This is a genomic window from Ramlibacter sp. MMS24-I3-19 (genome assembly GCF_050320135.1).
Lineage (GTDB): Bacteria > Pseudomonadota > Gammaproteobacteria > Burkholderiales > Burkholderiaceae_C > Ramlibacter.
On sequence record NZ_CP190017.1, the window covers coordinates 640,138 to 666,400 of the forward strand.

General features: G+C 67.0%; 22 protein-coding genes, 4 tRNA genes and 1 pseudogene. 2 read left to right on the forward strand and 25 right to left on the reverse strand.

Annotation, left to right across the window (positions count from 1 at the left end):
• Positions 1-9: 9 nt before the first annotated feature.
• The 16 genes from rsmB to ACPWT1_RS03205 all read right to left on the reverse strand — a co-directional run bounded on the left by rsmB (position 10) and on the right by ACPWT1_RS03205 (position 16,590).
• Complete coding sequence (gene rsmB, locus ACPWT1_RS03130; protein ID WP_427915498.1) at positions 10-1,347, reverse strand: 16S rRNA (cytosine(967)-C(5))-methyltransferase RsmB; 1,338 nt, start codon at positions 1,345-1,347, stop codon at positions 10-12.
• A 16-nt stretch (positions 1,348-1,363) separates the two neighbouring features.
• The gene (locus ACPWT1_RS03135) at positions 1,364-2,020 is read right to left on the reverse strand and encodes a peroxiredoxin (RefSeq protein WP_427913966.1); all 657 of its coding nucleotides are present in this window, start codon (positions 2,018-2,020) and stop codon (positions 1,364-1,366) included.
• Positions 2,021-2,081: 61 nt separating this feature from the next.
• Positions 2,082-2,657: a LemA family protein gene (locus tag ACPWT1_RS03140; protein ID WP_427913967.1), complete on the reverse strand. Its 576-nt coding sequence runs from the start codon at positions 2,655-2,657 to the stop codon at positions 2,082-2,084.
• Between the two features lie 66 nt (positions 2,658-2,723).
• A complete protein-coding gene (gene rpoC / locus ACPWT1_RS03145; RefSeq protein ID WP_427913968.1) occupies positions 2,724-6,950 on the reverse strand; it encodes a DNA-directed RNA polymerase subunit beta' in 4,227 nt (1,408 codons plus the stop codon).
• Between the two features lie 19 nt (positions 6,951-6,969).
• Positions 6,970-11,082, reverse strand: coding sequence for a DNA-directed RNA polymerase subunit beta (gene rpoB, locus ACPWT1_RS03150; protein WP_427913969.1), 4,113 nt, complete (start codon positions 11,080-11,082; stop codon positions 6,970-6,972).
• A gap of 284 nt (positions 11,083-11,366) precedes the next feature.
• Positions 11,367-11,750, reverse strand: coding sequence for a 50S ribosomal protein L7/L12 (rplL, locus tag ACPWT1_RS03155; protein ID WP_427913970.1), 384 nt, complete (start codon positions 11,748-11,750; stop codon positions 11,367-11,369).
• 36 nt (positions 11,751-11,786) lie between these two features.
• Positions 11,787-12,296, reverse strand: coding sequence for a 50S ribosomal protein L10 (gene rplJ / locus ACPWT1_RS03160; RefSeq protein ID WP_427913971.1), 510 nt, complete (start codon positions 12,294-12,296; stop codon positions 11,787-11,789).
• 241 nt (positions 12,297-12,537) lie between these two features.
• Positions 12,538-13,242, reverse strand: coding sequence for a 50S ribosomal protein L1 (gene rplA, locus ACPWT1_RS03165; protein WP_427913972.1), 705 nt, complete (start codon positions 13,240-13,242; stop codon positions 12,538-12,540).
• Positions 13,243-13,674, reverse strand: a complete 432-nt coding sequence (rplK, locus tag ACPWT1_RS03170) for a 50S ribosomal protein L11 (protein ID WP_427913973.1) — start codon at positions 13,672-13,674, stop codon at positions 13,243-13,245.
• Between the two features lie 113 nt (positions 13,675-13,787).
• Complete coding sequence (gene nusG, locus ACPWT1_RS03175; protein WP_427913974.1) at positions 13,788-14,381, reverse strand: transcription termination/antitermination protein NusG; 594 nt, start codon at positions 14,379-14,381, stop codon at positions 13,788-13,790.
• The gene (gene secE, locus ACPWT1_RS03180; protein ID WP_427913975.1) at positions 14,382-14,765 is read right to left on the reverse strand and encodes a preprotein translocase subunit SecE; all 384 of its coding nucleotides are present in this window, start codon (positions 14,763-14,765) and stop codon (positions 14,382-14,384) included.
• A 112-nt stretch (positions 14,766-14,877) separates the two neighbouring features.
• Positions 14,878-14,953 (reverse strand) — tRNA-Trp (locus ACPWT1_RS03185).
• An 8-nt stretch (positions 14,954-14,961) separates the two neighbouring features.
• Positions 14,962-16,152 carry an elongation factor Tu gene (tuf, locus tag ACPWT1_RS03190; protein ID WP_427913976.1) on the reverse strand — a complete coding sequence of 397 codons (1,191 nt, stop codon included), beginning with the start codon at positions 16,150-16,152 and terminating at the stop codon, positions 14,962-14,964.
• Positions 16,153-16,190: 38 nt separating this feature from the next.
• A tRNA-Thr gene (locus ACPWT1_RS03195) sits at positions 16,191-16,265 on the reverse strand.
• A gap of 55 nt (positions 16,266-16,320) precedes the next feature.
• Positions 16,321-16,394: transfer RNA gene (locus ACPWT1_RS03200), tRNA-Gly, on the reverse strand.
• A 110-nt stretch (positions 16,395-16,504) separates the two neighbouring features.
• A tRNA-Tyr gene (locus ACPWT1_RS03205) sits at positions 16,505-16,590 on the reverse strand.
• Between the two features lie 114 nt (positions 16,591-16,704).
• Here ACPWT1_RS03205 and ACPWT1_RS03210 point away from each other — a divergent pair.
• On the forward strand, positions 16,705-17,826 hold the full coding sequence (locus ACPWT1_RS03210) for a patatin-like phospholipase family protein (protein ID WP_427913977.1): 1,122 nt from the start codon (positions 16,705-16,707) through the stop codon (positions 17,824-17,826).
• Here the strand turns inward: ACPWT1_RS03210 and ACPWT1_RS03215 are convergent.
• From ACPWT1_RS03215 to trpE, 8 genes and pseudogenes are all read right to left on the reverse strand, one after another.
• A pseudogene (locus ACPWT1_RS03215) lies at positions 17,823-18,526 on the reverse strand (uracil-DNA glycosylase). The gene ACPWT1_RS03210 and the pseudogene ACPWT1_RS03215 overlap by 4 nt on opposite strands.
• 49 nt (positions 18,527-18,575) lie before the next feature.
• Entirely contained in the window at positions 18,576-19,367 is a 792-nt protein-coding gene (trpC, locus tag ACPWT1_RS03220; protein ID WP_427913978.1) for an indole-3-glycerol phosphate synthase TrpC, read from the reverse strand.
• Positions 19,368-19,372: 5 nt separating this feature from the next.
• Positions 19,373-20,404, reverse strand: a complete 1,032-nt coding sequence (trpD, locus tag ACPWT1_RS03225; RefSeq protein WP_427913979.1) for an anthranilate phosphoribosyltransferase — start codon at positions 20,402-20,404, stop codon at positions 19,373-19,375.
• A 12-nt stretch (positions 20,405-20,416) separates the two neighbouring features.
• Positions 20,417-21,064, reverse strand: a complete 648-nt coding sequence (locus ACPWT1_RS03230) for a LysE family translocator (protein ID WP_427913980.1) — start codon at positions 21,062-21,064, stop codon at positions 20,417-20,419.
• Positions 21,065-21,071: 7 nt separating this feature from the next.
• Entirely contained in the window at positions 21,072-22,118 is a 1,047-nt protein-coding gene (gene ltaE, locus ACPWT1_RS03235; RefSeq protein ID WP_427913981.1) for a low-specificity L-threonine aldolase, read from the reverse strand.
• Positions 22,115-22,684, reverse strand: a complete 570-nt coding sequence (locus ACPWT1_RS03240; protein ID WP_427913982.1) for an anthranilate synthase component II — start codon at positions 22,682-22,684, stop codon at positions 22,115-22,117. The genes ltaE and ACPWT1_RS03240 overlap by 4 nt, the downstream gene beginning before the upstream one ends.
• Before the next feature lie 82 nt (positions 22,685-22,766).
• Positions 22,767-23,207 (reverse strand): GxxExxY protein, encoded by a 441-nt coding sequence (locus ACPWT1_RS03245; RefSeq protein ID WP_427913983.1) that lies wholly within the window; start codon positions 23,205-23,207, stop codon positions 22,767-22,769.
• Positions 23,204-24,703 (reverse strand): anthranilate synthase component I, encoded by a 1,500-nt coding sequence (trpE, locus tag ACPWT1_RS03250; RefSeq protein ID WP_427913984.1) that lies wholly within the window; start codon positions 24,701-24,703, stop codon positions 23,204-23,206. The genes ACPWT1_RS03245 and trpE overlap by 4 nt, the downstream gene beginning before the upstream one ends.
• Before the next feature lie 328 nt (positions 24,704-25,031).
• Here trpE and ACPWT1_RS03255 point away from each other — a divergent pair, with 328 nt between their 5' ends.
• Positions 25,032-25,574, forward strand: a complete 543-nt coding sequence (locus ACPWT1_RS03255; protein WP_427913985.1) for a chalcone isomerase family protein — start codon at positions 25,032-25,034, stop codon at positions 25,572-25,574.
• Positions 25,575-25,589: 15 nt separating this feature from the next.
• On the opposite strand, the gene gph is transcribed toward ACPWT1_RS03255, so the two are convergent.
• Positions 25,590-26,252, reverse strand: coding sequence for a phosphoglycolate phosphatase (gene gph / locus ACPWT1_RS03260; RefSeq protein WP_427913986.1), 663 nt, complete (start codon positions 26,250-26,252; stop codon positions 25,590-25,592).
• Positions 26,253-26,263: the final 11 nt, after the last annotated feature.

Sequence of the window (26,263 nt, forward strand, 5' to 3'; positions counted from 1 at the left end):
AGCGCCCGCTCAAGGAACGGGCGCAGTCGGCCGGGCCTCTGGCAGGCCCTTGTCCAGCAGGGCGTAGAAGAAACCGTCGTGGTCACTCCAGGGATTGTCCCGGACGGGGTTGCCGTTTCCCGCCAGCCCCGGAAGCAAATGGCCTGGGCCGGGCCGCATTTGGGCCGCTTTGTTGTGCGCAAGAAACGCTTCGATACGGGCCTCGCCCTCGGCCCGGAACACCGAACAAGTGCAGTAGAGCAGCCTGCCGCCGGGGGCCACCAGGGGCCGGAGCGCGTCCAGCAACCGGGCCTGCTGGGAGGCCAGTTGCGCGACGTCGCCGGGCCGCCGCAGCCACCGGACGTCGGGATGGCGGCGGACGATGCCCGAGGCCGTGCACGGCGCATCGAGCAGGATGGCGTCGAATGGTGTCCCGTCCCACCACGCCCGCACATCCCCTGCATCGGCCGCGACCACGCGCGCGCGCAGGCCAAGACGCTGCAGGGTGTCGTCGATGCGGCGCGCGCGGACGGGGTCGAGTTCCAGCGCGGTCACGTCGGCATCGGCCAGTTCCAGGATGTGCGCTGTCTTGCCGCCCGGCGCCGCGCATGCGTCCAGCACGCGCAATGGCCGGTCCGCAGGGCGCTCCAGCCCCTCGAGAAGCAGGGGCGCCGCGATTTGCGCCGCGCCGTCCTGGACCGAGACCAGGCCCTGGTCGAAGCCTGGCAGTTCATGCACCGGCCGCGGCTGCGCAAGTGCGATGCCCCAGGCTCCGACCGGCGTGCCCTCGATGCCTTCGGCCGCGTAGCGCGCGATCACCTCGTCGCGACTTGCCTGGCGTGCATTCACGCGCAAGGTCATCGGCGCCGGCGTGTTGTTCGCCTGCAGGATGAGCTCCCAACGATCGGGATGGTCCTGTCGCAGGCGATCGATCCACCACCGCGGATGGTTCCACCGCGCCACCGGGTCCTTGTCGGTTGCAGCCACGAGGGCGTCCCGCTCGCGCAGGAATCGCCGCAGGCAGCCATTGACGAATCCTGCCTGCGCCTGCGTGGTGGCCGAGCGCTTGGCCGCTTCCACCGCCTGGTCCACCAGCGTGAAGGGCGTGTACGGCGCCTGGTCCTCGCGCCAGCACAGCGCCAGGGCCGTGCACAGCAGCGCCTGCACCGCTGGTGGCGGGGCGCGACGTGCGAGCTGGTGCTGCAGGGCTTCCGCCCGACCGAGCTGTCGCAGTGCCTGGAAGGCCAGCGCCTGCGCAGCGGCACGCAGGTCTGCTTCGACACGCGCAATGGCGGGCGTGGCGGACTCACCCGCACGCACGGCGCCCAAGACGGAAGCGGCAGCCTGAAGCTGCCGCCAGAGGGGGATGGTGCTCAACGCGCGATCAGGTGCCCGGCTGCTTGGTCACGCGCAGGTAGGGCTTCGGCGCCTTCCAGCCCTGCGGGAAGAGCTTCTTGGCGTCCTCGTCGGACACCGAGCCCGCGATGATGACGTCTTCGCCCTGCTTCCAGTTGGCCGGCGTGGCCACCTTGTACTTGGCGGTCAGCTGCATCGAGTCAAGCACGCGCAGGATCTCGTCGAAGTTGCGCCCGGTCGTCATCGGGTACGTGAGCATCAGCTTGATCTTCTTGTCGGGCCCGACGACGAACACCGAGCGCACGGTCTGGTTGGTCGTCGCAGTGCGGCCATCCGATGTCGTCTCTTCGGCCGGCAACATGTTGTACAGCTTGGAGATCGTGAGGTCGTTGTCCGAGATGATCGGGTAGTTGACCTTCGCGCCCTGCGTCTCCTCGATGTCGCCGAGCCAGCGGCTGTGGCTGTCGACCGGGTCCACCGACAGGCCGATCAGCTTCGCGTTGCGCTTGGTGAATTCGGGCTCGATGCGGGCCATGTACCCCAGCTCCGTGGTGCAGACCGGGGTGAAGTCCTTCGGGTGCGAGAACAGGATCGCCCACTGGTCGCCGATCCACTGGTGGAAATCGATCTTCCCCTTGGTGGTGTCGGCCGTGAAATTCGGGGCCGTGTCGTTGATGCGCAGCATCTCACTCTCCTGGTTGTTGTCGACGAAGGGCAACGATGATGGCCCGTCGCAAAAGACACTGTCAAACCGCGGGGCCTTTGGGCGCGGGCATCGGCGGCATCCGCCGTGCCGGGCGGAAGCCGAACAGCGCCGCCAGCAGCACCGCCGGAAACTGCGCGATGGCCTCGTTGTAGCTGTCCACCGCGCGGCTGAAGCGCTCGGCCCCCGCGATGCAGTTGGAGGTGAGCTGGGCGCGCTGCCCCGTCAGCGTTTCGGGCAGACGGGCGCCCGCAAGGTCGTGTGCGTCGTCGCGCTCGGCGCGCTCCCAGGCGACCACCAGCACCTTCTGCGCCGAGCCGAGTGCGGCGATGCGTTCGGGATCCAGCGGCCGCTGCCGCGCCGCGGCCAGCGACGCGCGCAACTGTGCCGCCGCGCCCTGCAGCCCGCCCCAGAACGACGACTGCGCGCCTTCGAAGATCGACTCGGGCTCCTCGCCGACCACGGCATCCACCAGCTCCACCTGGCGCTGCAGGTGTCCATCGAGTTCGGCAAATGCGGTGTTGGCCTCGCCACGCAGGCGCACGAGGCGGTTGTAGGCGCCCACGCCCCAGAACAGGAGCACGGCGCCGGCGATCGAGGAGACAAGCGTGGAGGGCATGTGCGGCAAGAAAAACGCCCCACCCCCGCGAAGGGGTGGGGCGTCGAGTCTACCGAAGCGGTGCGATTACTCGCCGCCGGCGCCTTCCGTGGCTTCCGGCGCCGCGGCGTCGGCACCGATGCTGGCCAGTTCGGCCGCCTCGGATTCGGCGATGGCGCGGCGCTCGGCCTCGTCCATCGCGTCCTTCGCCTTGCGCGCCGCGTGGTACGCCATGCCGGTGCCCGCGGGGATCAGGCGGCCGACAATGACGTTCTCCTTCAGGCCACGCAGCTCGTCACGCTTGCCCATGATGGCCGCCTCGGTCAGCACGCGGGTGGTCTCCTGGAAGGAGGCCGCGGAGATGAACGAGTCGGTCGACAGCGAGGCCTTCGTGATACCGAGCAGCAGGTTGCTGTAGGTCGCCGGGATCTTGTCCTCGGACCGCAGGCGGTCGTTGGTGTCCAGCATCTCGGAACGCTCGACCTGCTCGCCGGCGATGTAGCCCGACTCGCCCGGGTTCTCGACCACGACACGGCGCAGCATCTGGCGAACGATCACCTCGATGTGCTTGTCGTTGATCTTCACGCCCTGGAGGCGATAGACGTCCTGCACCTCGTCGACGATGTAGCGCGCGAGCTCCTCCATGCCCAGCAGGCGCAGGATGTCCTGCGGGTCGGCCGGGCCGTCGACGATGCTCTCGCCCTTGTTCACCACCTGGCCTTCGTGCACGAGGACGTTCTTCTCCTTGGGCACCAGCTCGGACCACTCGTTGCCCTCGGGGTCGGTGATCACCAGGCGGATCTTGCCCTTGGTCTCCTTGCCGAACGACACCGTGCCGGTCATCTCGGCCAGGATGCCGGCATCCTTGGGCGAGCGGGCTTCGAACAGTTCCGCGACGCGCGGCAGACCACCCGTGATGTCGCGGGTCTTCTGGCCTTCGATCGGGATGCGCGCCAGCACTTCGCCGGGCGCCACGTCCTGGCCATCACGCACCTGGATCAGCGCGCCGACCTGGAAGCCGATGGTCACCGAGTGGTCGGTGCCGGGGATCTTGACCTCGGCGCCGCTGGCGTCGATCAGCTTCACCTGCGGGCGCACCACCTTCGCGGAGCCGCGGCGCTTCGGGTCGATCACGACCAGCGTCGACAGGCCGGTGACCTCGTCGACCTGCTTGGCGACCGTCAGGCCCTCTTCCACGTTCTCGAACTTCACCTTGCCGGCGAACTCCGTGATGATGGGTCGGGTCAGCGGGTCCCAGTTGGCCAGGATCGTGCCGGCCTTGACCTGCTGGTCGGCCTTCACGGTCAGCGTGGCGCCGTACGGCACCTTGTGGCGCTCGCGCTCGCGGCCGTGCTCGTCATGGATGACGACCTCGCCGGAGCGGGCGATCACCACCAGCTCGCCCTTGCCGTTGGTCACGTAGCGCATCGTGCTGTTGAAGCCGATCACGCCGTTGGACTTGGCTTCCACGCTCGATGCGATGGCAGCGCGCGAAGCGGCACCACCGATGTGGAACGTGCGCATCGTCAGCTGCGTGCCGGGCTCGCCGATCGACTGCGCGGCGATCACGCCGACCGCTTCGCCGACGTTCACCAGTCCGCCGCGGCCGAGGTCACGGCCGTAGCAGCGGGCGCACAGGCCGAAGCGCGTGGCGCAGGTGAGCGCGGTGCGCACCTTCACCTCGTCGACGCCGGCGGCTTCCAGCTCCTCGATCGCGTCTTCGTCCAGCATGTTGCCGGCGGCCACGATGACGGCGCGCGACTCGGGGTGCACCACGTCCTCGGCCGCGGTGCGGCCCAGGATGCGGTCGCGCAGCGACTCGATCACTTCACCGCCCTCGACGATGGCGCGCATCAGCGAGCCATCGGTGGTGGCGCAGTCGTCCTCGGTCACGACCAGGTCCTGCGTCACGTCGACCAGGCGGCGCGTGAGGTAGCCGGAGTTCGCGGTCTTCAGCGCCGTGTCCGCGAGGCCCTTGCGGGCGCCGTGGGTGGAGATGAAGTACTGCAGCACGTTCAGGCCTTCGCGGAAGTTGGCCGTGATCGGCGTCTCGATGATCGAGCCGTCCGGCTTGGCCATCAGGCCGCGCATGCCCGCCAGCTGGCGGATCTGGGCGGCCGAGCCGCGGGCGCCGGAGTCGGCCATCATGTAGATGGAGTTGAACGACTCCTGCTCCACGTCCTTGCCGTTGCGGTCCTGGGTCTTCTGCTTGGCCAGCTGGGCCATCATGACCTTCGACACTTCGTCGCCGGCCTTGCCCCAGATGTCCACGACCTTGTTGTAGCGCTCGCCGGCGGTGACGAGACCCGAGACGTACTGCTGCTCGATCTCCTTCACTTCCTTCTCCGCGCGGCCGATGATCTCGGCCTTCTGCGGCGGCACCAGCATGTCGTCGATGGCGATCGAGATGCCGGCCTTGGTCGCGAGGCGGAAGCCGTTCTGCAGCAGCTTGTCGGCGAAGACCACGGTCTCCTTCAGGCCGCACTTGCGGAAGCTGACGTTGATCAGGCGCGAGATCTCCTTCTTCTTCAGCGCCTTGTTGATGTTCGAGAACGGCAGGCCCTTGGGCAGGATCTCGGACAGCAGGGCACGGCCGACGGTGGTGTCGACCAGGCTGGTGGAAGGCACGAACTCGCCGCTGGCCTTGTCCTTGTTCCACTCGGTCAGGCGGACGCTGATCTTGGCAGTCAGTTCGACCTGGCCCGCGTCGAGCGCGCGCACGACTTCACCGACGTCGGCGAAGATCATGCCTTCGCCCTTGGCGTTGATGCGCTCGCGGGTCGTGTAGTACAGGCCCAGCACCACGTCCTGCGACGGCACGATGGACGGCTCGCCGTTGGCGGGGAACAGCACGTTGTTGGAGGCCAGCATCAGCGTGCGGGCTTCCATCTGCGCTTCCACCGACAGCGGCACGTGCACGGCCATCTGGTCGCCGTCGAAGTCGGCGTTGAACGCCGCGCACACCAGCGGGTGCAGCTGGATCGCCTTGCCCTCGATCAGGATCGGCTCGAACGCCTGGATGCCCAGGCGGTGCAGCGTCGGAGCGCGGTTCAGCATGACCGGGTGCTCCTTGATGACCTCCTCGAGGATGTCCCAGACCACCGGCGTGCCGCTCTCGACTTCCTTCTTCGCCGCCTTGATGGTGGTGGCGATGCCCATCGCCTCCAGGCGCGAGAAGATGAAGGGCTTGAACAGCTCCAGCGCCATCAGCTTGGGCAGGCCGCACTGGTGCAGCTTGAGGGTCGGGCCCACGGTGATGACCGAGCGGCCCGAGTAGTCGACGCGCTTGCCCAGCAGGTTCTGGCGGAAGCGGCCGCTCTTGCCCTTGATCATGTCGGCCAGCGACTTCAGCGCACGCTTGTTGGCGCCCGTCATGGCCTTGCCACGGCGGCCGTTGTCCAGCAGCGAGTCGACGGCTTCCTGCAGCATCCGCTTCTCGTTGCGCGCGATGATCTCCGGAGCCTTCAGCTCCAGCAGGCGACGCAGGCGCGAGTTGCGGTTGATGACCCGGCGGTACAGGTCGTTCAGGTCGGAGGTCGCGAAGCGGCCACCATCCAGCGGCACCAGCGGACGCAGGTCCGGCGGCAGCACGGGCAGCACGTCCATCACCATCCAGTTGGGCTTGATGCCGGACTTCTTGAACGCCTCCAGCACCTTCAGGCGCTTGGCGTTCTTCTTGACCTTCACTTCCGAGCCGGTCAGGTCGCCGCGCAGCTTCTCGATCTCGATGTCGAGGTCGATGCCTTCCAGCAGGTCCTTGATGCCCTCGGCGCCCATCTTGGCGACGTACTCGTCGCCGTATTCCTTGCGCTTGGCGTCATAGTCGTCCTCGGACATGATGCTGAACTTCTTCAGCGGGGTCATGCCGGGATCGGTGACGACGTACGCTTCGAAGTACAGCACCCGCTCGATGTCGCGCAGCGTCATGTCGAGCACGAGGCCCAGGCGCGACGGCAGCGACTTCAGGAACCAGATGTGCGCGCAGGGCGCGGCCAGGTCGATGTGGCCCATGCGCTCGCGGCGCACCTTGGTCTGGGTCACTTCCACGCCGCACTTCTCGCAGATCACGCCGCGGTGCTTCAGGCGCTTGTACTTGCCGCACAGGCACTCGTAGTCCTTGATCGGGCCGAAGATCTTGGCGCAGAACAGGCCATCGCGCTCCGGCTTGAAGGTGCGATAGTTGATCGTCTCGGGCTTCTTCACCTCACCGAACGACCACGAACGGATCTTCTCCGGCGAGGCCATGCCGATGCGGATGGCATCGAAATGCTCGTCCGGCGTGAATTGCTTGAACAGGTCGAGTAGCGATTTCATTGACTCAATCCCTTCCTAATTAAGACCGCTCGAGTTCCATGTCGAGACCCAGCGACCTGATTTCCTTGACCAGGACGTTGAACGATTCCGGCATGCCGGCCTCGATGGCGTGCTCGCCCTTGACGATGGACTCGTACACCTTGGTGCGGCCCTGCACGTCGTCGGACTTCACGGTCAGCATTTCCTGCAGCGTGTACGCGGCGCCATAGGCCTCCAGCGCCCACACTTCCATCTCGCCGAAGCGCTGTCCGCCGAACTGCGCCTTGCCGCCCAGCGGCTGCTGCGTGACCAGGCTGTAGGGGCCGGTCGAACGGGCGTGCATCTTGTCGTCCACCAGGTGGTGCAGCTTCAGCACGTGCATGTAGCCGACGGTGACCGGGCGCTCGAACTGGTCGCCGGTGCGGCCGTCGTACAGGTGCGCTTGGGTGCGGGTAGCCGTGAGGCCCTTGCGCTGCGCGATGTCCTCGGGGAAGGCCAGCTGCAGCATGCCGCGGATCTCGGCCTCGGCCGCGCCGTCGAACACCGGGGTGGCGAACGGGACGCCCTTGGCGAGCTCGCCGGCCATCTCCAGCACGTCCTCGTCGGACAGCTTGCTGATGTCTTCCTTGCGACCGGACTTGTTGTACAGCTCGTCGAGGAACTTGCGCAGCTCGGCCTGCTTGGCTTCCTGCTGCAGCATGTCGCCGATGCGCTGGCCGATGCCCTTGGCGGCCCAGCCCAGGTGCACTTCCAGCACCTGGCCCACGTTCATGCGCGAAGGCACGCCCAGCGGGTTGAGCACGATGTCGCACGGCGTGCCGTCGGCCATGTAGGGCATGTCCTCGACCGGAACGATCTTGGACACGACACCCTTGTTGCCGTGGCGGCCGGCCATCTTGTCGCCGGGCTGCAGGCGGCGCTTGACGGCCAGGTAGACCTTGACCATCTTCAGCACGCCCGCGGGCAGCTCGTCGCCCTGTGTCAGCTTCTTGCGCTTCTCCTCGAACGCCAGGTCGAAGTTGTGGCGCTGCTGCTCGATCGAGTTCTTGATCGATTCCAGCTGCGCGGCAATGTCGTCCTCGGCGGGGCGCACATCGAACCAGTGGTACTTCTCGATCGAGGCCAGGTATGCCTTGTCGATCTTGGTGCCCTTGGCCAGCTTCTGCGGGCCGCCGTTGGCCACGCGGCCGTTCAGCAGCTTCTCGATGCGGTCGAACGCGTCGGCCTCGACGATGCGCAGCTGGTCGTTCAGGTCCAGGCGGAAGCGCTTCAGCTCGTCGTCGATGATCTGCTGGGCGCGCTTGTCACGCTGGATGCCTTCGCGGGTGAACACCTGCACGTCGATGACCGTGCCCTGCGAGCCCTGGTCCACGCGCAGCGAGGTGTCCTTCACGTCGGACGCCTTCTCGCCGAAGATGGCGCGCAGGAGCTTTTCTTCCGGCGTCAGCGTGGTCTCGCCCTTCGGCGTGACCTTGCCCACCAGCGTGTCGCCCGGCATCACTTCCGCGCCCACGTAGATGATGCCGCTCTCGTCCAGGCGATTGAGCTGCTGCTCCGACAGGTTCGGGATGTCGCGGGTGATTTCCTCGGCGCCCAGCTTGGTGTCGCGCGCCATGACCACCAGTTCCTCGATGTGGATCGAGGTGTAGCGGTCGTCGGCGACGACGCGCTCGCTGATCAGGATCGAGTCCTCGAAGTTGTAGCCGTTCCAGGGCATGAACGCCACCAGCATGTTCTGGCCAAGCGCGAGCTCGCCCAGATCGGTGGACGCACCGTCGGCCACCACGTCGCCCTTGGCGATCTTGTCGCCGCGCTTGACGATCGGGCGCTGGTGGATGTTGGTGTTCTGGTTGGAACGCTGGTACTTGATCAGGTTGTAGATGTCGACGCCGACTTCACCGGCCAGCGCCTCGTCGTCGTTGACACGCACCACGATGCGGGTGGCATCGACGTAGTCGACCACGCCGCCGCGGTTGGCGGTGACCACCGTGCCGGAGTCGACCGCGGAGACGCGCTCGATGCCGGTGCCGACGAAGGCCTTCTCGGGACGCAGCACGGGCACGGCCTGGCGCTGCATGTTGGCGCCCATCAGCGCGCGGTTGGCGTCGTCGTGCTCGAGGAACGGCACCAGCGAGGCGGCCACCGACACGATCTGCGCCGGCGACACGTCCATGTACTGGATGCGGTCGGCGCCGACCAGGATCGATTCGCCCTTCTCGCGTGCGGACACCAGCTCGCCGGTGAGGCGGCCTTCGGCGTCGAGCGTGGCGTTGGCCTGCGCGATGACGTACTTGCCTTCCTCGATGGCCGACAGGTAGTCGATCTCGTTGGTGACCTTGCCGTCATGCACGCGGCGGTACGGCGTCTCGATGAAGCCGTACTCGTTCAGGCGCGCATACAGGGCCAGCGAGTTGATCAGGCCGATGTTCGGGCCTTCCGGCGTCTCGATCGGGCACACCCGGCCGTAGTGCGTGACGTGCACGTCGCGCACTTCGAAGCCGGCGCGCTCGCGCGTCAGGCCGCCCGGGCCGAGCGCGGACACGCGACGCTTGTGCGTGATCTCGGACAGCGGGTTGGTCTGGTCCATGAACTGCGACAGCTGCGACGCGCCGAAGAACTCCTTGAGCGCCGCGGAAATCGGCTTGGAGTTGATCAGGTCGTGCGGCATCAGCGGTTCTTGCTCGGCCTGGCCCAGGCGCTCCTTGACGGCCTTCTCGATGCGAGCCAGGCCGGTGCGGTACTGGTTCTCGGCCAGCTCGCCGACGCAGCGCACGCGGCGGTTGCCCAGGTGGTCGATGTCGTCGACTTCACCGCGGCCGTTGCGCAGGTCCACCAGGATCTTGACCACCGCGAGGATGTCCTCGTTGGTCAGGACCATCGGGCCGGTGCTCTCGTCGCGGCCGACCTTGGCGTTGAACTTCATGCGGCCGACGCGCGACAGGTCGTACGTGTCCGGGTTGTAGAACAGGCGCTGGAAGAGAGCCTGCACCGCATCCTCGGTCGGCGGCTCGCCGGGGCGCATCATGCGGTAGATGGCCACGCGCGCGGCGAACTCGTCGACGGTCTCGTCGATGCGCAGCGTCTGGCTGATGTACGGGCCCTGATCGAGCTCGTTGGTGTAGATCACCTGCAGGTCCTGCACGCCGGCGGCGCGCAGCTTCTTCAGCAGCGCTTCGGTCAGTTCGTCGTTCGGCTTGGCGATGATCTCGCCGGTGTCCTGGTCGACGATCGCGCGGGCCACGACGCGGCCCACGAGGTAGTCCTCGGGCACGGAGATGTGGGTCGTGCCGGACTGCTCCAGTTCACGGGTGTGGCGCGCGGTGACGCGCTTGTCCTTGGCCACGACCACCTTGCCGGACTTGTCGGTGATGTCGAAACGCGCCACTTCGCCGCGCAGGCGCTCGGGCACGAATTCCATCTGTGCGCCGCTGTCCATCAGGCGGAAGTTGTCGTTGACGAAGAAGTTCGCCAGGATCGACTCGGGCGTCAGGCCGATGGCCTTCAGCAGGATCGTCACCGGCATCTTGCGGCGGCGGTCGACGCGGAAGTACAGGATGTCCTTCGGGTCGAACTCGAAGTCCAGCCACGAGCCGCGGTACGGAATGATGCGGGCCGAGAACAGCAGCTTGCCCGAGCTGTGCGTCTTGCCCTTGTCATGCTCGAAGAACACGCCCGGCGAGCGGTGCAGCTGCGACACGATCACGCGCTCGGTGCCGTTGATGATGAACGAGCCCTTGTCGGTCATCAGGGGCACCTCGCCCATGTAGACCTCCTGCTCCTTCACTTCCTTGACCACCTTGGACTGCGGCGTGGACGACTCGCGGTCATAGATGATCAGTTGAACCTTGGCGCGCACGGCCGAGGCGTAGGTGAGGCCACGGGTCTGGCACTCGCGCACGTCGAAGGCGGGCTTGGCCAGGTTGTATTCGATGAACTTCATCTCGACAAAGCCGTTGTGCGAGACGATCGGGAAGGCGGCATCGAAGGCGACCTGGAGGCCTTCGACGGTGCGCTTGGAGGGCGCGGTGTCAGCTTGGAGGAAGGCGGTGTACGCGTCCTTCTGCATCTGCAGCAGGTACGGCACCTCGAGGACGCTGTCGCGTTTGCCGAAGCTTTTGCGGATACGCTTGCGTTCGGTATAGGAATAGGCCATGAGATCTCCGGGCTATGAGCTCTTGCGCAACTGACGCGCCGCACCCCGGGCGCGAGGGGCGGCGTTGCTTGGCGGGTTGGCCACTACCAACCATGGCGGACGGCCGTGCATTGCACACGGCCCGAACCAAGGTCTCTTCTGCAGTCGGGTCAGAAGACACTCGAAAACACTGGGGGGAACCCTCGATTGGACCAGTGTTTTCGGGTGCGTTCAGCGCACACCTTTAGAAGCACCAAAGGCTGGAGGCCCTTTCGGGCACCTCCAGCCTCCGGTCCAGGGACGAATTACTTGAGTTCGACCTTGGCGCCGGCTTCTTCCAGCTTCTTCTTGGCAGCCTCGGCGTCGGCCTTGGCGATGCCTTCCTTGACGGGCTTCGGAGCGCCGTCGACCAGGTCCTTGGCTTCCTTCAGGCCCAGGCCGGTGATCTCGCGCACGGCCTTGATGACCGACACCTTGTTGGCGCCGGCTTCCAGCAGCTGCACGGTGAACTCGGTCTTCTCTTCCGCGGCCGCAGCGGCACCGCCGCCAGCGCCACCACCGGCGGCCGGAGCGGCCATCGCGGCGGCGGACACGCCGAACTTCTCTTCGATCGCCTTGACCAGGTCGTTGAGTTCCATGACCGACATGCTGTCCAGCGCGGTCAGGAATGCGTCTTTGTCGAATGCCATTTTCAGTTTCCTAAGGTTGGGTTGGTTGGCCGGCGCTCAAGCAGCGGCGGCCTCGGTTGCTTCGCCCTTTTTCGCCGCCAGCGCGCCCAGCACCACGGCGGTGCGGGAGATCGGCGACTTCAGCAGCCCGCACAGCTGGGCCAACAGCACTTCCTTGCTCGGAATGCTGGCCAGCTGCTTCACGCCGTTGACGTCCAGCGACTTGCCGCCGTAGGCGCCGCCGCGAATGACCAGCTTGTCGTTGGTCTTCGCGAAGTCGGCCACCACCTTGGCGGCGGCCACAGCGTCCACGGAGAAGCCGTAGATCAGCGGACCGGTCATCTGGTCACCGACGACTTCGAACTGGCTACCGGCCACAGCACGGCGGGCCAGGGTGTTCTTCAGAACACTCAGGCTGACGCCCTTGCTGCGCGCGTCGTTGCGCAGTTTCGTCATGTCGGCGACCGTGATGCCGCGGTATTCCGCCATCACCAGCGTTTGAGCTTTAGCGGCGAGGCCGGTCACTTCGTCGATGACCGCTTGCTTCTCACTGCGATTCAGACTCAAGCTCTACTCCTTCCAATGCGCCCCTTGGGTTTGCACCCGCGCGGCGCGCTTCACTTGCAGCGACCAAACCTCGAGGAAACTCTTCGAATTCCATCTCGGCGGGATCGCCATCTGCGTTGGCAGCCGTCCTTGCGGCCGGCCATTAAGCGGGTTGTCCCGCGCCAACGGTCCTGGATGGCCTGCCGGTTCCTTGCGGACCGGCAGCCCACCACACCGGCCACCTCGCGGCGGCCGGAATCTCTTACGCCTGCTGCGCCGTCAGGGACTGGATGTCCACGCGGACGCCCACACCCATCGTCGAGGACACGGCCACCTTGCGCAGGAAGACGCCCTTGCTCGATGCCGGCTTGGCCTTGTTCAGCGCATCGATCAGCGCGGCCAGGTTGCCCTGCAGCTTGTCGCTGTCGAACGAACGGCGGCCGATGGTGCCGTGCACGATGCCGGCCTTGTCGACGCGGAACTGCACCTGGCCGGCCTTGGCGTTCTTCACAGCGGTGGCGACGTCGGGCGTCACGGTGCCGACCTTGGGGTTCGGCATCAGGCCGCGCGGGCCCAGGATCTGGCCCAGCTGGCCGACCACGCGCATGGCGTCGGGCGCGGCGATGACCACGTCGAACGGCATGTCGCCGGCCTTCACGCGGGCAGCCAGGTCGTCCATGCCGACCACGTCGGCGCCGGCAGCCTTGGCTTCCTCGGCCTTGGCACCCTGGGCGAACACGGCGACGCGCTTGGTCTTGCCGGTGCCGTTGGGCAGCACGACGGCGCCACGCACGACCTGGTCGGACTTCTTGGCGTCGATGCCCAGCTGCACCGCCACGTCGATGGACTCATCGAACTTGGCAGTGGCCGCGTCCTTGACGATGGTGATCGCCTCGGTCAGCGGGTACAGCTTGTTGCTGTCGACCTTGCCCTCGAGGGCTTTCTGCTTCTTGGTGAGCTTGGCCATTTACACGCCCTCCACGGTGACGCCCATCGACCGGGCCGAGCCGGCGAGGGTCTTGATGGCGGCGTCGATGCTTGCCGCGTTCATGTCCTTCAGCTTGGTCTTGGCGATCTCTTCCAGCTGGGCGCGGGTGATCTTGCCGACCTTGTCGCTGTGCGGGGTCTTGGAACCCTTGTCCAGCTTGATCGCCTTCTTGATCAAGGTGGTCGCCGGGGGCGTCTTGATGATGAAGGTGAAGCTCTTGTCCGCGAACGCGGTGATCACCACCGGCAGCGGCAGACCGGGCTCGACGCCCTGGGTCTGGGCGTTGAACGCCTTGCAGAACTCCATGATGTTCAGGCCACGCTGGCCCAGGGCCGGGCCGATGGGGGGCGACGGGTTGGCCTTGCCAGCCGGCACTTGCAGCTTGACGAAGCCGACAATCTTCTTTGCCATGTCTTGCTTTCCTTGCGGGTGATAACGCCTCGGTCTTCCGACCTCGGCTCCCCGGGGTTAACGACTCTTGGTTTGTGCAGTCCGCGCCGAGTCGGCGAGCGCGAACCGGCGGCTCAGGTCTTCTCGACCTGGCTGAACTCGAGTTCGACGGGCGTCGCGCGACCGAAGATGGTCACCGACACGCGCACCTTGCTCTTCTCGTAGTTGACTTCCTCGACCGTGCCGTTGAAGTCGGTGAACGGGCCGTCCTTGACGCGCACGTACTCGCCCACCACGAATTCGACCTTGTGGCGCGGCTTCTCCACGCCCTCTTCCATCTGGCCGAGGATCTTGGCGACCTCGTCCTCGGAAATCGGCGCCGGGCGGTTCTTGGCGCCGCCGACGAAACCGGTCACCTTGTTGGTGTGCTTCACCAGGTGCCAGGTGTCGTCGTTCATGATCATCTGCACCAGCACGTAGCCGGGGTAGAAGCGGCGCTCGGAGGTGCGTTTCTGGCCGTTCTTGATCTCGACCACTTCCTCGGTGGGCACCAGGATCTCGCCGAACATGTCCTGCATGCCCGCGCGATTGATGCGCTCGCGGATGTTGCGCTCGACGGCCTTCTCCATGCCCGAGTACGCGTGCACGACGTACCAGCGCAGGTCGGGGTTGACCGGCTTGGCGGGCGCGGCCTGGTCGGCGGCGCCGGACGTATCGGTATCGCTCATTTAGTGCTTCCAGCCCAGGAGCAGGTCATAGATGGCCCACTCCAGGGTCTTGTCGGTCAGGAACAGGAACAGCGCCATGATGACCACGAAGCCGAACACGTAGGCAGTCATCTGGATCGCTTCCTTGCGCGTGGGCCAGACGACCTTCTTCACTTCCTTCCAGGCATCGCGACCGAAGGCGGCCAGCTCCTTGCCCGACTCGGAGGCCATGAAGAGGACGAACGCCGCGGCCAGGCCGACGACGAGCGCGCCCCACTGGGCGACGGCGCCCTGGCGGCCAAGCAGGTAGAAGCCCGCGAGCGATGCGATGACGAGGGCGATCGCCGCGCCGAGCTTGGCCTTGTCGGCGCCCGTGCTGACGGTCTCAACTTGCGAAGTGGCCATGGAAAGGCTGGTTCCTGCTGAAAAAAAGCCTGTCTCTACAAGACAGTGAGCCCGTCACGCGGACGGGCCTGGTTTCTGTCGCCCTCACGGGCTCTGGATGGCGCCACTCAGGTGGCAGGGGCAGTAGGAATCGAACCTACAACCTTCGGTTTTGGAGACCGACGCTCTGCCAATTGAGCTATACCCCTCCGTCCAATCACTCCATGATCTTGGCAACGACGCCGGAACCGACGGTCTTGCCGCCTTCGCGGATGGCGAAGCGCAGGCCTTCTTCCATGGCGATCGGGGCGATCAGCTTGACGGTGATCGACACGTTGTCGCCGGGCATGACCATCTCCTTGTCCTTGGGCAGCTCGATGGCGCCCGTCACGTCCGTGGTGCGGAAGTAGAACTGGGGACGGTAGTTGTTGAAGAACGGCGTGTGGCGGCCGCCTTCGTCCTTGCTCAGCACGTAGATCTCGGCCGTGAAGTGCGTGTGCGGCTTCACGGAACCCGGCTTGCACAGCACCTGGCCGCGCTCGACTTCCTCGCGCTTGGTGCCGCGCAGCAGGATGCCCACGTTGTCGCCAGCCTGGCCCTGGTCCAGGAGCTTCCGGAACATCTCCACGCCCGTGCAGGTGGTCTTCTGGGTGGGCTTGATGCCCACGATCTCGATTTCCTCGCCGACCTTGATCACGCCGCGCTCGACGCGACCGGTCACCACGGTGCCGCGGCCGGAGATGGAGAACACGTCTTCCACCGGCATCAGGAACGCGCCGTCCACCGCGCGCTGGGGCGTGGGGAAGTAGCTGTCCATCGCGTCGGCCAGCTTCATGATGGCCTTCTCGCCCAGGTCGCCCTTGTCGCCTTCCAGGGCCAGCTTGGCCGAGCCGTGGATGATCGGGGTGTCGTCGCCGGGGAAGTCGTACTTGGTCAGCAGCTCGCGCACTTCCATCTCGACCAGCTCGAGAAGTTCAGCGTCGTCGACCATGTCGCACTTGTTCAGGAACACGATGATGTGCGGCACGCCCACCTGGCGGGCCAGCAGGATGTGCTCGCGCGTCTGGGGCATCGGGCCGTCGGCGGCCGAGCACACCAGGATGGCGCCGTCCATCTGGGCAGCACCGGTGATCATGTTCTTGACGTAGTCGGCGTGGCCCGGGCAGTCCACGTGGGCGTAGTGGCGGTTGGCCGTCTCGTATTCCACGTGCGCGGTGTTGATCGTGATGCCGCGCGCCTTTTCTTCCGGCGCCGCATCGATCTGGTCGTAGGCCTTGGCTTCGCCGCCGAACTTGGTGGACAGCACCGTGGTGATGGCCGCCGTCAGCGTGGTCTTGCCGTGGTCCACGTGGCCGATGGTGCCCACGTTGACGTGCGGCTTGGTGCGCTCGAACTTACCTTTTGCCATTTTTTCGCCTTCCGAAAAGAACCTTAGCGATCAAAAACTGGTGCCCTTGGCGGGAATCGGACCCGCGACCTCTCCCTTACCAAGGGAGTGCTCTACCACTGAGCCACAAGGGCGAATTCTTTGCCCCATTCGGGACAACCACATCGTCTGCCGGCATGCGACAACCTGTGGAGCGGGTGGCGGGAATCGAACCCGCGTCATTAGCTTGGAAGGCTAAGGTTCTACCATTGAACTACACCCGCATCGGGCGCAATCCACGAGCCCCTGGCGGCCCCGCAACCCACGGCTGCGAGCTTCCCTTCAGCTACCACTCGATCGTCACTTGCACATCGCCGAGCCCCTTGCGAGGCTCTGGTGGAGGAGGCTGGATTCGAACCAGCGTAGGCGTAAGCCAACAGATTTACAGTCTGCCCCCTTTAGCCACTCGGGCACCCCTCCGGCGAACCTCGAAATATACCACGTTGTGAAGGCGCAGGCCAGCCTTTGCACTCCGCCGCAGGGGCAAACGGCGGCGCGCATGGCGGTTCCGCATGGTTCTTGCAGGGTTGAGGCATGCGAACCATCAACCTGGCCCTGCAGGGCGGCGGCTCCCACGGCGCATTCACATGGGGCGTGCTCGATGCATTCCTGGCCGATCCGCGCATCGCACTCGAAGGCCTGTCGGGCACCAGCGCCGGCGCCGTCAATGCCGTGGTGCTGGCCAGCGGCTACGCGACCGCGCGCGCGGCCGGGCATGACCCACGCCAGGGTGCGCGCGACGCCTTGGCGAGGCTGTGGCAAACCATCGGCTCGTGGGACGCGCTCGGCGCCTGGCAGCGCCAATGGGCACGCCTCCTCTGGGGTGGAGCAGCGCTGGCCCATGGCAGTGACTGGCTCAGCAAAGCCGTGGGCGGGTCGCTGTCGCCCTACCAGACCAATCCACTCGACCTGAACCCGCTGCGCGACCTGTTGCGCGAGCAGGTCGACTTCCACGCCGTGGCCGATGGCCCGCTGAAGGTGTTCGCGACGGCGACGCACGTGCCGACTGGCCGCGCGGTGATCTTCTCGGGCGCCCGCCTCGACGCAGCGGCCGTGCTGGCCTCCGCGTGCCTGCCCCAGTTGTTCAAGGCCGTCGAGATCCAAGGCGAGCCGTACTGGGACGGCGGCTACTCGGCCAATCCGGCGCTGACGCCGCTGATCCAGGGCTGCACCAGCGCCGACCTGATGCTGGTGCAGATCAACCCGCTGCGCGTGCCGGGCGTGCCCCAGAGCTCGGCGGACATCGAGGACCGTGTGAACGAACTCACCTTCAACGCGAGCCTGCTGACGCAGATGCACACGATCGAGTCGGTCAATTCGCTGATCGCCGCCGGCGCGCTGCGAGGGACCAGCCTCAAGACGGTACGCATGCACCGCGTCGATGGCGGCGAGGCGATCCGTGCCTTCCCGGGATCCACCAAGACCTCGACCGACGCCGCGATGATCGAAACGCTGTTCCGCATCGGCCAGCAGGCAGCCACGCACTGGCTGCAGCGCCACTACGACGCCTTGGGTCACCACGGGACGGTGGACATCCGGCGCGACTACCTCGACGACACGCGCGTGTCGGTGGCGCAGCCGGAATCCGGCGCCACGCGGCCGCCTGGTGGTTTCCGGCCGTGGCTGGCACGGCTGCTGCGTCGCCGCGGCTCCTAGGCGAAGTAGCCCGGCAGCCCGCGTTGCGCGAGCCATTCGCGCGCCTGCGCGAAATGCCCGCAACCGAGGAACGGCACGGGGGGCGGCTCGCGGAGAGCGGGGACGGATGGTTGGCCTGCAGCAGCAACGCCTCGCGCCCGTGACGTGCTGCGGTGGCCGCGATCAACGCGGCTTTCGCCTGTGCATGCGCACCCCACAGCAGGTACACGCACGGCGACGCGTGCGCAGCGACTCGCGCCAGCACGGCGTCCGTCAACGCCTCCCAGCCGCGCCGCACATGGCTGCCGGGCTGGCCGTCCTCGACGGTGAGGACCGCGTTCAGCAGCAGCACGCCCTGTTCCGCCCAGCGCAGCAGCGAGCCGCTGGTGGGCAGTGACTGCGGACGATCGCAGTGCAGTTCCTTGAAGATGTTGCGCAGCGAAGGCGGCAGCTTCACGCCCTGCGCCACCGAGAAGGCCAGGCCTTCGGCCTGGCCGGGCCCGTGGTACGGGTCCTGTCCGAGCACCACCGCATGCACGGCATCCAGGGCCGTCGTCTCCAGCGCACGCAACGGACGCGGCGGGTAGATCACCGCACCGGCGGCAAGCCGCGCCTGCAGGAAGGTGCTGAGTGCCCGGCCGGCCTCGCTGGCGAAGAAATCGCCGACGACCTGCTCCCACCCCGGCGCGAGCCTCAGCGATGAAGGGTCCCAGCCCCGCAGCCGCGGCGGCCCATCCGCCTCGAGCGGCAGGCTGGCCTGGTCCACCGCCTCAGCCGCCGAACAGTGCCGCAAGGGCTTCGCCCGGCTCGTCGGCGCGCATGAAGGCCTCGCCGACGAGGAAGGCATGCACGCCGGCCTCGCGCATGCGGCGCACGTCCGCGGGGCCCAGGATGCCGGACTCGGTGACCAGCAGCCTGTCCTTCGGCACCTCGCCGAGCAGCCCGAGCGTGGTGTCGAGCGAGACCTCGAACGTGCGCAGGTTGCGGTTGTTGATGCCCACCAGCGGCGTCTTCAGCTTCAGCGCCCGCTGCAGCTCCGCACCATCGTGCACTTCCACCAGCACTGCCATGTCGAGGCCACGTGCGATGGCTTCCAGCTCGGCCATCAGCGCGTCGTCCAGGCACGCGGCAATCAGCAGGATGCAGTCGGCGCCCATCGCACGCGACTCGTAGACCTGGTACGGATCGACCAGGAAGTCCTTGCGCAGCACCGGCAGGTCGCACGAGGCGCGGGCCTGCTTCAGGTAATCGGGCCGGCCCTGGAAGAACTGGCGGTCGGTGAGCACCGACAGGCAGGCCGCGCCGTGCTCGGCATAGCTCTGCGCAATGTCGGCCGGGATGAAGTCGGGGCGCAGCACGCCCTTGCTGGGACTGGCCTTCTTCACCTCCGCGATCACGGCCGCGCGGCCCGCCGCGATCTTGCGTCGCAGCGCGTCCTCGAAGCCGCGCGTGAGCACGCGGCTCTCGGCGTCGGCGCGCATGGCCTCCAGCGGCACCTTCTTCTTGGCTGCCGCGATCTCCTCGCGCTTGACCGCGACGATCTTGTCCAGGATGTCCGCCATCGCCCTCAACTCCCGAGTTGGTTGGACACCGCCACCAGCCGGTCGAGCCGCGCCTTGGCGGCACCCGACGCGAGCGCGGTGCGCGCAGCGGCGATACCGTCCTGGATGCTGGGCGCCACGTTGGCCGCATACAGCGCCACGCCGGCGTTCAACACCACGATGTCGCGCGCCGCCCCAGGCTGGTTGTCCAGCACCGACAGCAGCATGGCCCGCGACTCGTCGACGGTCTCGACCTTCAACGCACGATTGCTGGCCATCGCGAGCCCGAAGTCCTCGGGATGGATCTCGTACTCCTTTACCTGCCCGTCCTTGAGTTCGCCCACCAAGGTGGCCGCGCCCAGGCTCACTTCGTCCATGCCGTCGCGGCCGTAAACCACCAAGGCGTGCTCGGCGCCGAGCCGCTGCAGCGCACGCACCTGGATGCCCACCAGGTCGGGATGGAACACGCCCATCAGGATGTTCGGCGCGCCCGCCGGATTCGTCAGGGGGCCCAGGATGTTGAAGATGGTGCGCACGCCCAGTTCCTTGCGCACCGGCGCCACGTTCTTCATCGCCGGATGGTGGTTGGGCGCGAACATGAAGCCGATGCCCACTTCCTGCACGCAGCGCGCGATGGCCTCGGGCCTGAGGTTGATGTTCACGCCCAGGTTCTCCAGCACGTCCGCGCTGCCGGACTTGCTGCTCACGCTGCGGCCACCGTGCTTGCTCACCTTGGCGCCGGCGGCCGCCGCGACGAACATCGAGCAGGTCGAGATGTTGAAGGTGTGCGAGCCGTCGCCGCCCGTGCCCACGATGTCGACCAGGTTCGTGCGATCCACCACGTGCACCTTGGTGGAGAACTCGCGCATCACCTCGGCCGCCGCGGTGATCTCGCCGATGGTTTCCTTCTTCACGCGCAGCCCCGTGATCAGCGCCGCGGTCATCACCGGCGACAGCTCGCCACTCATGATCAGGCGCACGATCTTCAGCATCTCGTCGTGGAAGATCTCGCGGTGCTCGATGGTGCGCTGCAGCGCCTCCTGCGGGGTGATGGACATGGAAGCTCCTCGTTAGCGGGAAGGTAGGTCGGCCAGGGCTAGGCGCAGGCCGAAGGCGATGAACAGTACGCCGGCGGCGCGATCCAGCCAATGCAGGCTGCGCTGCACGGCGCCGCGGCGCGCCATCCACGCGGCCGCCAGCGCCCAGCCGGTGTTGACCGGCACGCTGTTGATGTTGAACAGCGCGCCGAGCAGCAGGAAGGCCAGCGTCTTGTCAGTGGCATCGGGCGCGATGAACTGCGGCACGAAGGCCAGGAAGAAGATCGCGACCTTCGGATTGAGCACGTTGGTCCAGAAGCCGCCCAGGAACACGGCGCGCAGCCCGACCTCGGGTTGCTGCCGCGCCAGGGCTTGCAGGTCCGTGGCGGGCGGCGTGCGGGCCAGCAGCAGCCGCGCGCCCACCCAGAGCAGGTAGGCCGCGCCCAGCCACTTGAGGACGCTGAACGCGATCGCCGAGGCCGCCAGCAGCGCGCCCAGGCCCAGGGCAGCGGCGGCCACGTGCACGAAGCAGCCCGCCGTGATGCCCAGCCCCGCGACGATGCCGGCGCGCGCTCCACCACGCAGCGACTGGCTGGTGATGTACAGCACGTCCGGGCCGGGCGTGAGATTCAGCAGCCAGCCGGCGGCCATGAACAGCAGCAGCTGGTGCAGGTCGGGCATGGCGGGCTCAGGCAGCGAAGAAGCCGCGGATCGCGCGAGTGGCGCGGTCGATGCCCGCCTCGTCGACGTCCAGGTGCGTCACGAAGCGAAGGCGGTACAGGCCGGTGGCGAGCACGCCGTGCTGCTGCAGGTGATCGAGCAACGCTGCCGATCGCTCGCGCGCGGTGCCCGTGAGGTCGACGAACACGATGTTGGTCTGCGGTGCCGTGACCCGCAGTCCCTCGATGCCGGCCAGCCCTTCGGCCAGCCGCCGGGCCAGCGCGTGGTCCTGCCCTAGTCGCTCCACGTGCGCATCGAGCGCGTGCGAGGCCGCTGCGGCGAGCAGGCCGGCCTGGCGCATCGCGCCGCCGGCCATCTTGCGAACGCGCCGCGCGCGCGCGATCAGGTCCTTGCCGCCGCACAGGACCGAACCAGCCGGCGTGCCCAGGCCCTTGCTGAAGCACACCGACACCGAGTCGAACAGCGAAGCGATCCGGCGCGCCTCCGTGAAGGCGTCCGAGCCGCTGGCATGCGCCTGCGCGACGGCGGCGTTGAACAAGCGGGCGCCATCGAGGTGGCGCCCCAGGCCCTTGCGCTTGGCGAGCGCGGTCGCCTGCTCGAGGTACGCCATGGGCATCACCTGCCCGCCGAGCGTGTTCTCCAGCGCCAGCAGCCGCGCGCGGGCGAAGTGCGGATCGTCCGGCTTGATCGCGGCCTCGATGTCGGCCAGGGCCAGAGTGCCGTCGGGCTGGTGCTCCAGCGGCTGCGGCTGGATGCTGCCGAACACCGCCCCGCCGCCGCCTTCCCAGCGGTAGCAATGCTGCTGCTGGCCGACGATGTACTCGTCACCGCGCTGGCAATGCGCCAGCAGCGCGCACAGGTTGCCTTGCGTCCCAGTGGGCACGAAGAGCGCGGCCTCGAAACCGAGCAGGCCGGCGATGCGTTCCTGCAGCGCGTTGACCGTCGGATCGTCGCCGAACACGTCATCCCCGAGCGGCGCCGCGAGCATGGCCTCGCGCATGGCGCGGGTCGGCCGCGTGACGGTGTCGCTGCGCAGATCGACAACGGCGTTCATGCCTGCTCCAGGAAGTTCTTCAGCAACGCATGGCCGTGCTCGGTGAGGATGGACTCCGGATGGAACTGCACGCCCTGGATCGGCAGCGATGCATGCCGCACGCCCATGATCTCGCCGTCGTCGGTCCACGCGGTCTTCACCAGGTCGGCGGGACAGCTCTCGCGCTCGATGGCCAGCGAGTGGTAGCGGTTGACGGTGAAGCGCTCCGGCAGGCCTGCGAACACGCCTTCGCGCGTGGTGGTGATCTCGCTGACCTTGCCGTGCATCAGTTGCTGCGCGCGAATGATCTTGCCGCCAAACGCCGCCCCGATCGCCTGGTGGCCCAGGCACACGCCCAGGACGGGCAGCTTGCCGGCGAAGTGGCGGATCGCCTCGACGGAGATGCCCGCCTCGGCGGGAGAGCACGGACCGGGCGAGATCACGAGGCGATCCGGCGCGCGCTGGGCAATGCCTGCGACATCGATCTCGTCGTTGCGGAACACCTCCACCTGCGCGCCCAGTTCGCCGAAGTACTGCACCAGGTTGAAGGTGAAGCTGTCGTAGTTGTCGACCATGAGCAGTTTCATGCTTCGCTCCTGAAAACCAAACAACCGGACGCAGAGGGCGCAGAAGTTCCGCAGAGAACGCAGAACAAGACAGGAAGAACTTTCATAGCTTGTTCACGAGCCGCTGGATGCCCTTGACGACAGGGAATGCGTGAAAGTTGATGAGGAGGCCGAGCCTCAGGCCAGAGAGGCGGAGGTACGAGAGCAGTTGGGAGCGATGAATGTCGGCAAGCACATCCACCGCCTTGGCCTCCACGATGACGGCTTGTTCGACGATGAAGTCCGCACGGTACGCGAGCCCAATGTCGTGCCCCTTGTACTTGCCGGACATTGGCACTTCGCGCTGGAACTTCAGCCCGCGCTCCCGAAGCTCAATGGCGAGAGCTGCGTCGTAAGCGCTCTCGAGAAGCCCAACACCCAGCACTCTCTGCACCTCGACAGCCGCGCCGATGATCGCGTGGGAGCAGTCATTTTCAATCGGCTGTTCCTTTTGCGTCTTCTGCGGAATCTCTGCGTCCTCTGCGTCCGGAAGTTGGCTTGTCATTCCAACCCCTCCTCCACCAGCTCGCTCGCGCGCAGCAGCGCCCTCGCCTTCGCCTCGGTTTCCCTCCATTCGAGTTCGGGCACCGAGTCGGCCACGACGCCCGCCGCGGCCTGCACATAGAGCGTCTGGTCCTTGACGATGCCGGTGCGGATGGCGATCGCGACGTCCATGTCGCCCGCATAACTGAGGTACCCGCACGCGCCGCCATAGAGGCCGCGCTTGCTCGGCTCCAGCTGGTCGATCAGTTCCATCGCGTGCACCTTCGGCGCGCCGGTCAGCGTGCCTGCCGGGAAGGTGGCCTTGAGCACGTCGATGCTGGTCATGCCGTCGTTCAGCAGGCCCTCGACGTTGCTCACGATGTGCATCACGTGGCTGTACCGCTCGACGGCGAAGGCCTCGGTCACCTTCACGCTGCCCACCTTAGCGATGCGGCCGATGTCGTTGCGCGCCAGGTCGATCAGCATCACGTGCTCGGCGCGCTCCTTCGGGTCGTTCACCAGCTCCTGCTCCACCGCCTTGTCCTGCTCGGGCGTCGCGCCGCGCGGACGGGTGCCGGCCAGCGGCCGGATGGTGACCTTCTGGCCCTCCGGCGTCTGCTCCTGCCGCACCAGGATCTCCGGCGAGGCGCCCACGACCTGGAACTCGCCGAAGTCGTAGTAGTACATGTAGGGGCTCGGGTTGAGCGAGCGCAGCGCGCGATAGAGCGACAGCGGCGATTCCGTGTAGCGCTTCTTGATTCGCTGCCCGACCTGCACCTGCATGAAGTCGCCGGCGGCGATCAGCTCCTTGGCGCGATCGACCGCAGCCAGGTAATCGGCCTTCGCGAATTCGCGCTCGGTCGGATAGCCCTGGGTCTGGCGCACCTGCGGCGCGCTGACCGAGTACTTCAGCTGCTCCTTCAGTTCACGCAGCCGCTTCTTGCCGTTGGCATACGCCTCGGGACGCGAGGGATCGGCATAGACGATCAGGTAGAGCTTGCCCGACAGGTTGTCGATGACGGCCAGCTCCTCGCACTGGAGCAGCAGGATGTCGGGGCAGCCCAGCGTGTCGGGCGGGCAGGACTTCTCCAGCTTCTTCTCGATGTGGCGCACCACGTCGTAGCCGAAGTACCCCGCGAGACCGCCGCAGAACCGCGGCAGGCCGGGGCGCAGCGCCACCTTGAAGCGCTTCTGGTATTCGGCGACGAACTCCAGCGGGTTGCCCCGCACGCGCTCGACCACCTGTCCGTCGGTGACCACCTCGGTGGCCGCGTCGGCGCCGAATCCCGTGGCGCGCAGCAGCGTGCGGGCCGGCAGTCCGATGAAGCTGTAGCGGCCGAAGCGCTCGCCGCCGACCACCGACTCCAGCAGGAAGCTGTGGCGGCCATTGCCCTTGCCGTGGACCAGCTTGAGATACAGGGAGAGCGGGGTTTCAAGGTCGGCAAAGGCTTCCGCAATCAAGGGGATGCGGTTGAAGCCCTGCAAGGCCAGGCTCTTGAATTCGAGTTCGGTGATCACGGTGAGCCTCCACAAGCTCGCGCGGCCGGGGCCGCCATCCAACGAAAGTGTCCCGGGTGGGACGCGGGGCACGGGCTGCCCCGTGCGGATCAGGAACGCACGTCGACAGGCTTGCGCCAGGGCCAGGCTCCCCGGCTGGCGCGGCCTGTCATCACGGTGCGGTGGAAGAACATCGCGGGCAGTGTAGCAAACGCGACTTGCGCCCCGACGGCCCGTTGCGCTGGTCCAAGGCGAATGCAACAATGCGTAACTGCGCTTGGGTTCGCGCACAGAGGAGTGCAGAGGTATGTGGATCAGGACATTCAGATGGGCAGCGGTTGCACTGCTCATGGTGGCCGCGGCTGCCCAGGCCGAGGTGACGGTCAACGGCGTGAAGTACGACGACACGCTGGACCTGTACGGCGCCAAGCTGCAGCTCAATGGCGCGGGCACGCGCTACAAGGCGGTGTTCAAGGTCTACACCGCGGCCCTCTACCTTCCGAAGAAGGTGGGCACCACCGAGGAGGTGCTCGCGATGCCCGGCGCCAAGCGCGTGACGGTCACCATGCTGCGCGACATCGACTCGGGCGAGCTGGGCAAGCTGTTCGCCCGCGGCATGGAGGACAACATGGACCGCAAGGACTTCGCCAAGCTCATTCCCGGCGTGATGCGCATGAGCCAGCTGTTCAGCGACATCAAGGGTCTCAAGTCCGGCGATGGCTTCACGCTCGACTGGGTGCCGGGCAAGGGCACCATCGTCAGCGTCAAGGGCGTGCAGCAGGGCGATCCGTTCAAGGAGCTGGAATTCTTCAACGCGATCCTACGCATCTGGCTGGGCCCGGTTCCGGCCGACTGGAAGTTGAAGGACGCGCTGCTCGGCCATCCGGCCTGACATCGGCGCAGGGGCCTACAGCCAGCGCGCCACGTCCGCCAGCGAGTCGAGAAAGCCGTCGGCATCGACGGCGCGCACGGGCTCCCCGTGGTTGTAGCCGTAGGTCACCAGCAGCACCGGGCAGCCGGCTGCGCGCGCCGCGGCTGCGTCGTTGCTGGAATCGCCCACCACGAGCGTCTGCCCGGGCGCGCTCCGCAGGGCCTCGCACGCGCCCAGCAGCGGCTGCGGATCCGGCTTCTTGCGCTCGAACGCATCGCCGCCGAACACCGCATCGAAGAAGCCGGCCAGGTGCTTGCGCGCCAGCAGCTCGCGCGCGAACGCCGTCGGCTTGTTGGTCACGCAGGCCAGGCGCAGGCCCCGTTCGCGCAGCACGTGCAGGCCCGCCTGCACGCCGTCGTAGACCGGCGCGAACTCGCCGTTGATGCGCGCGTAGTGCCGCTGGTAGGCCTCCCAGGCGGCGTCGTACCGGTCCTCGCCCGCACCTGCAGCCCGCAGGGCCGAGCGGATCAGGTGCTCGGAACCCTTGCCGACCATCGACTCGACGTCGCCGGCCGGGATCACGCGCAGCCCGAGCTCCTCGTGCACGGCCGCCAGTGCCGCGCTGAAGTCACCCAGCGTGTGCACCAGGGTGCCATCGAGGTCGAGGATCGCGGCCGCGAGGTCGTTGGGAAGAAGCATCGGACGAGTGT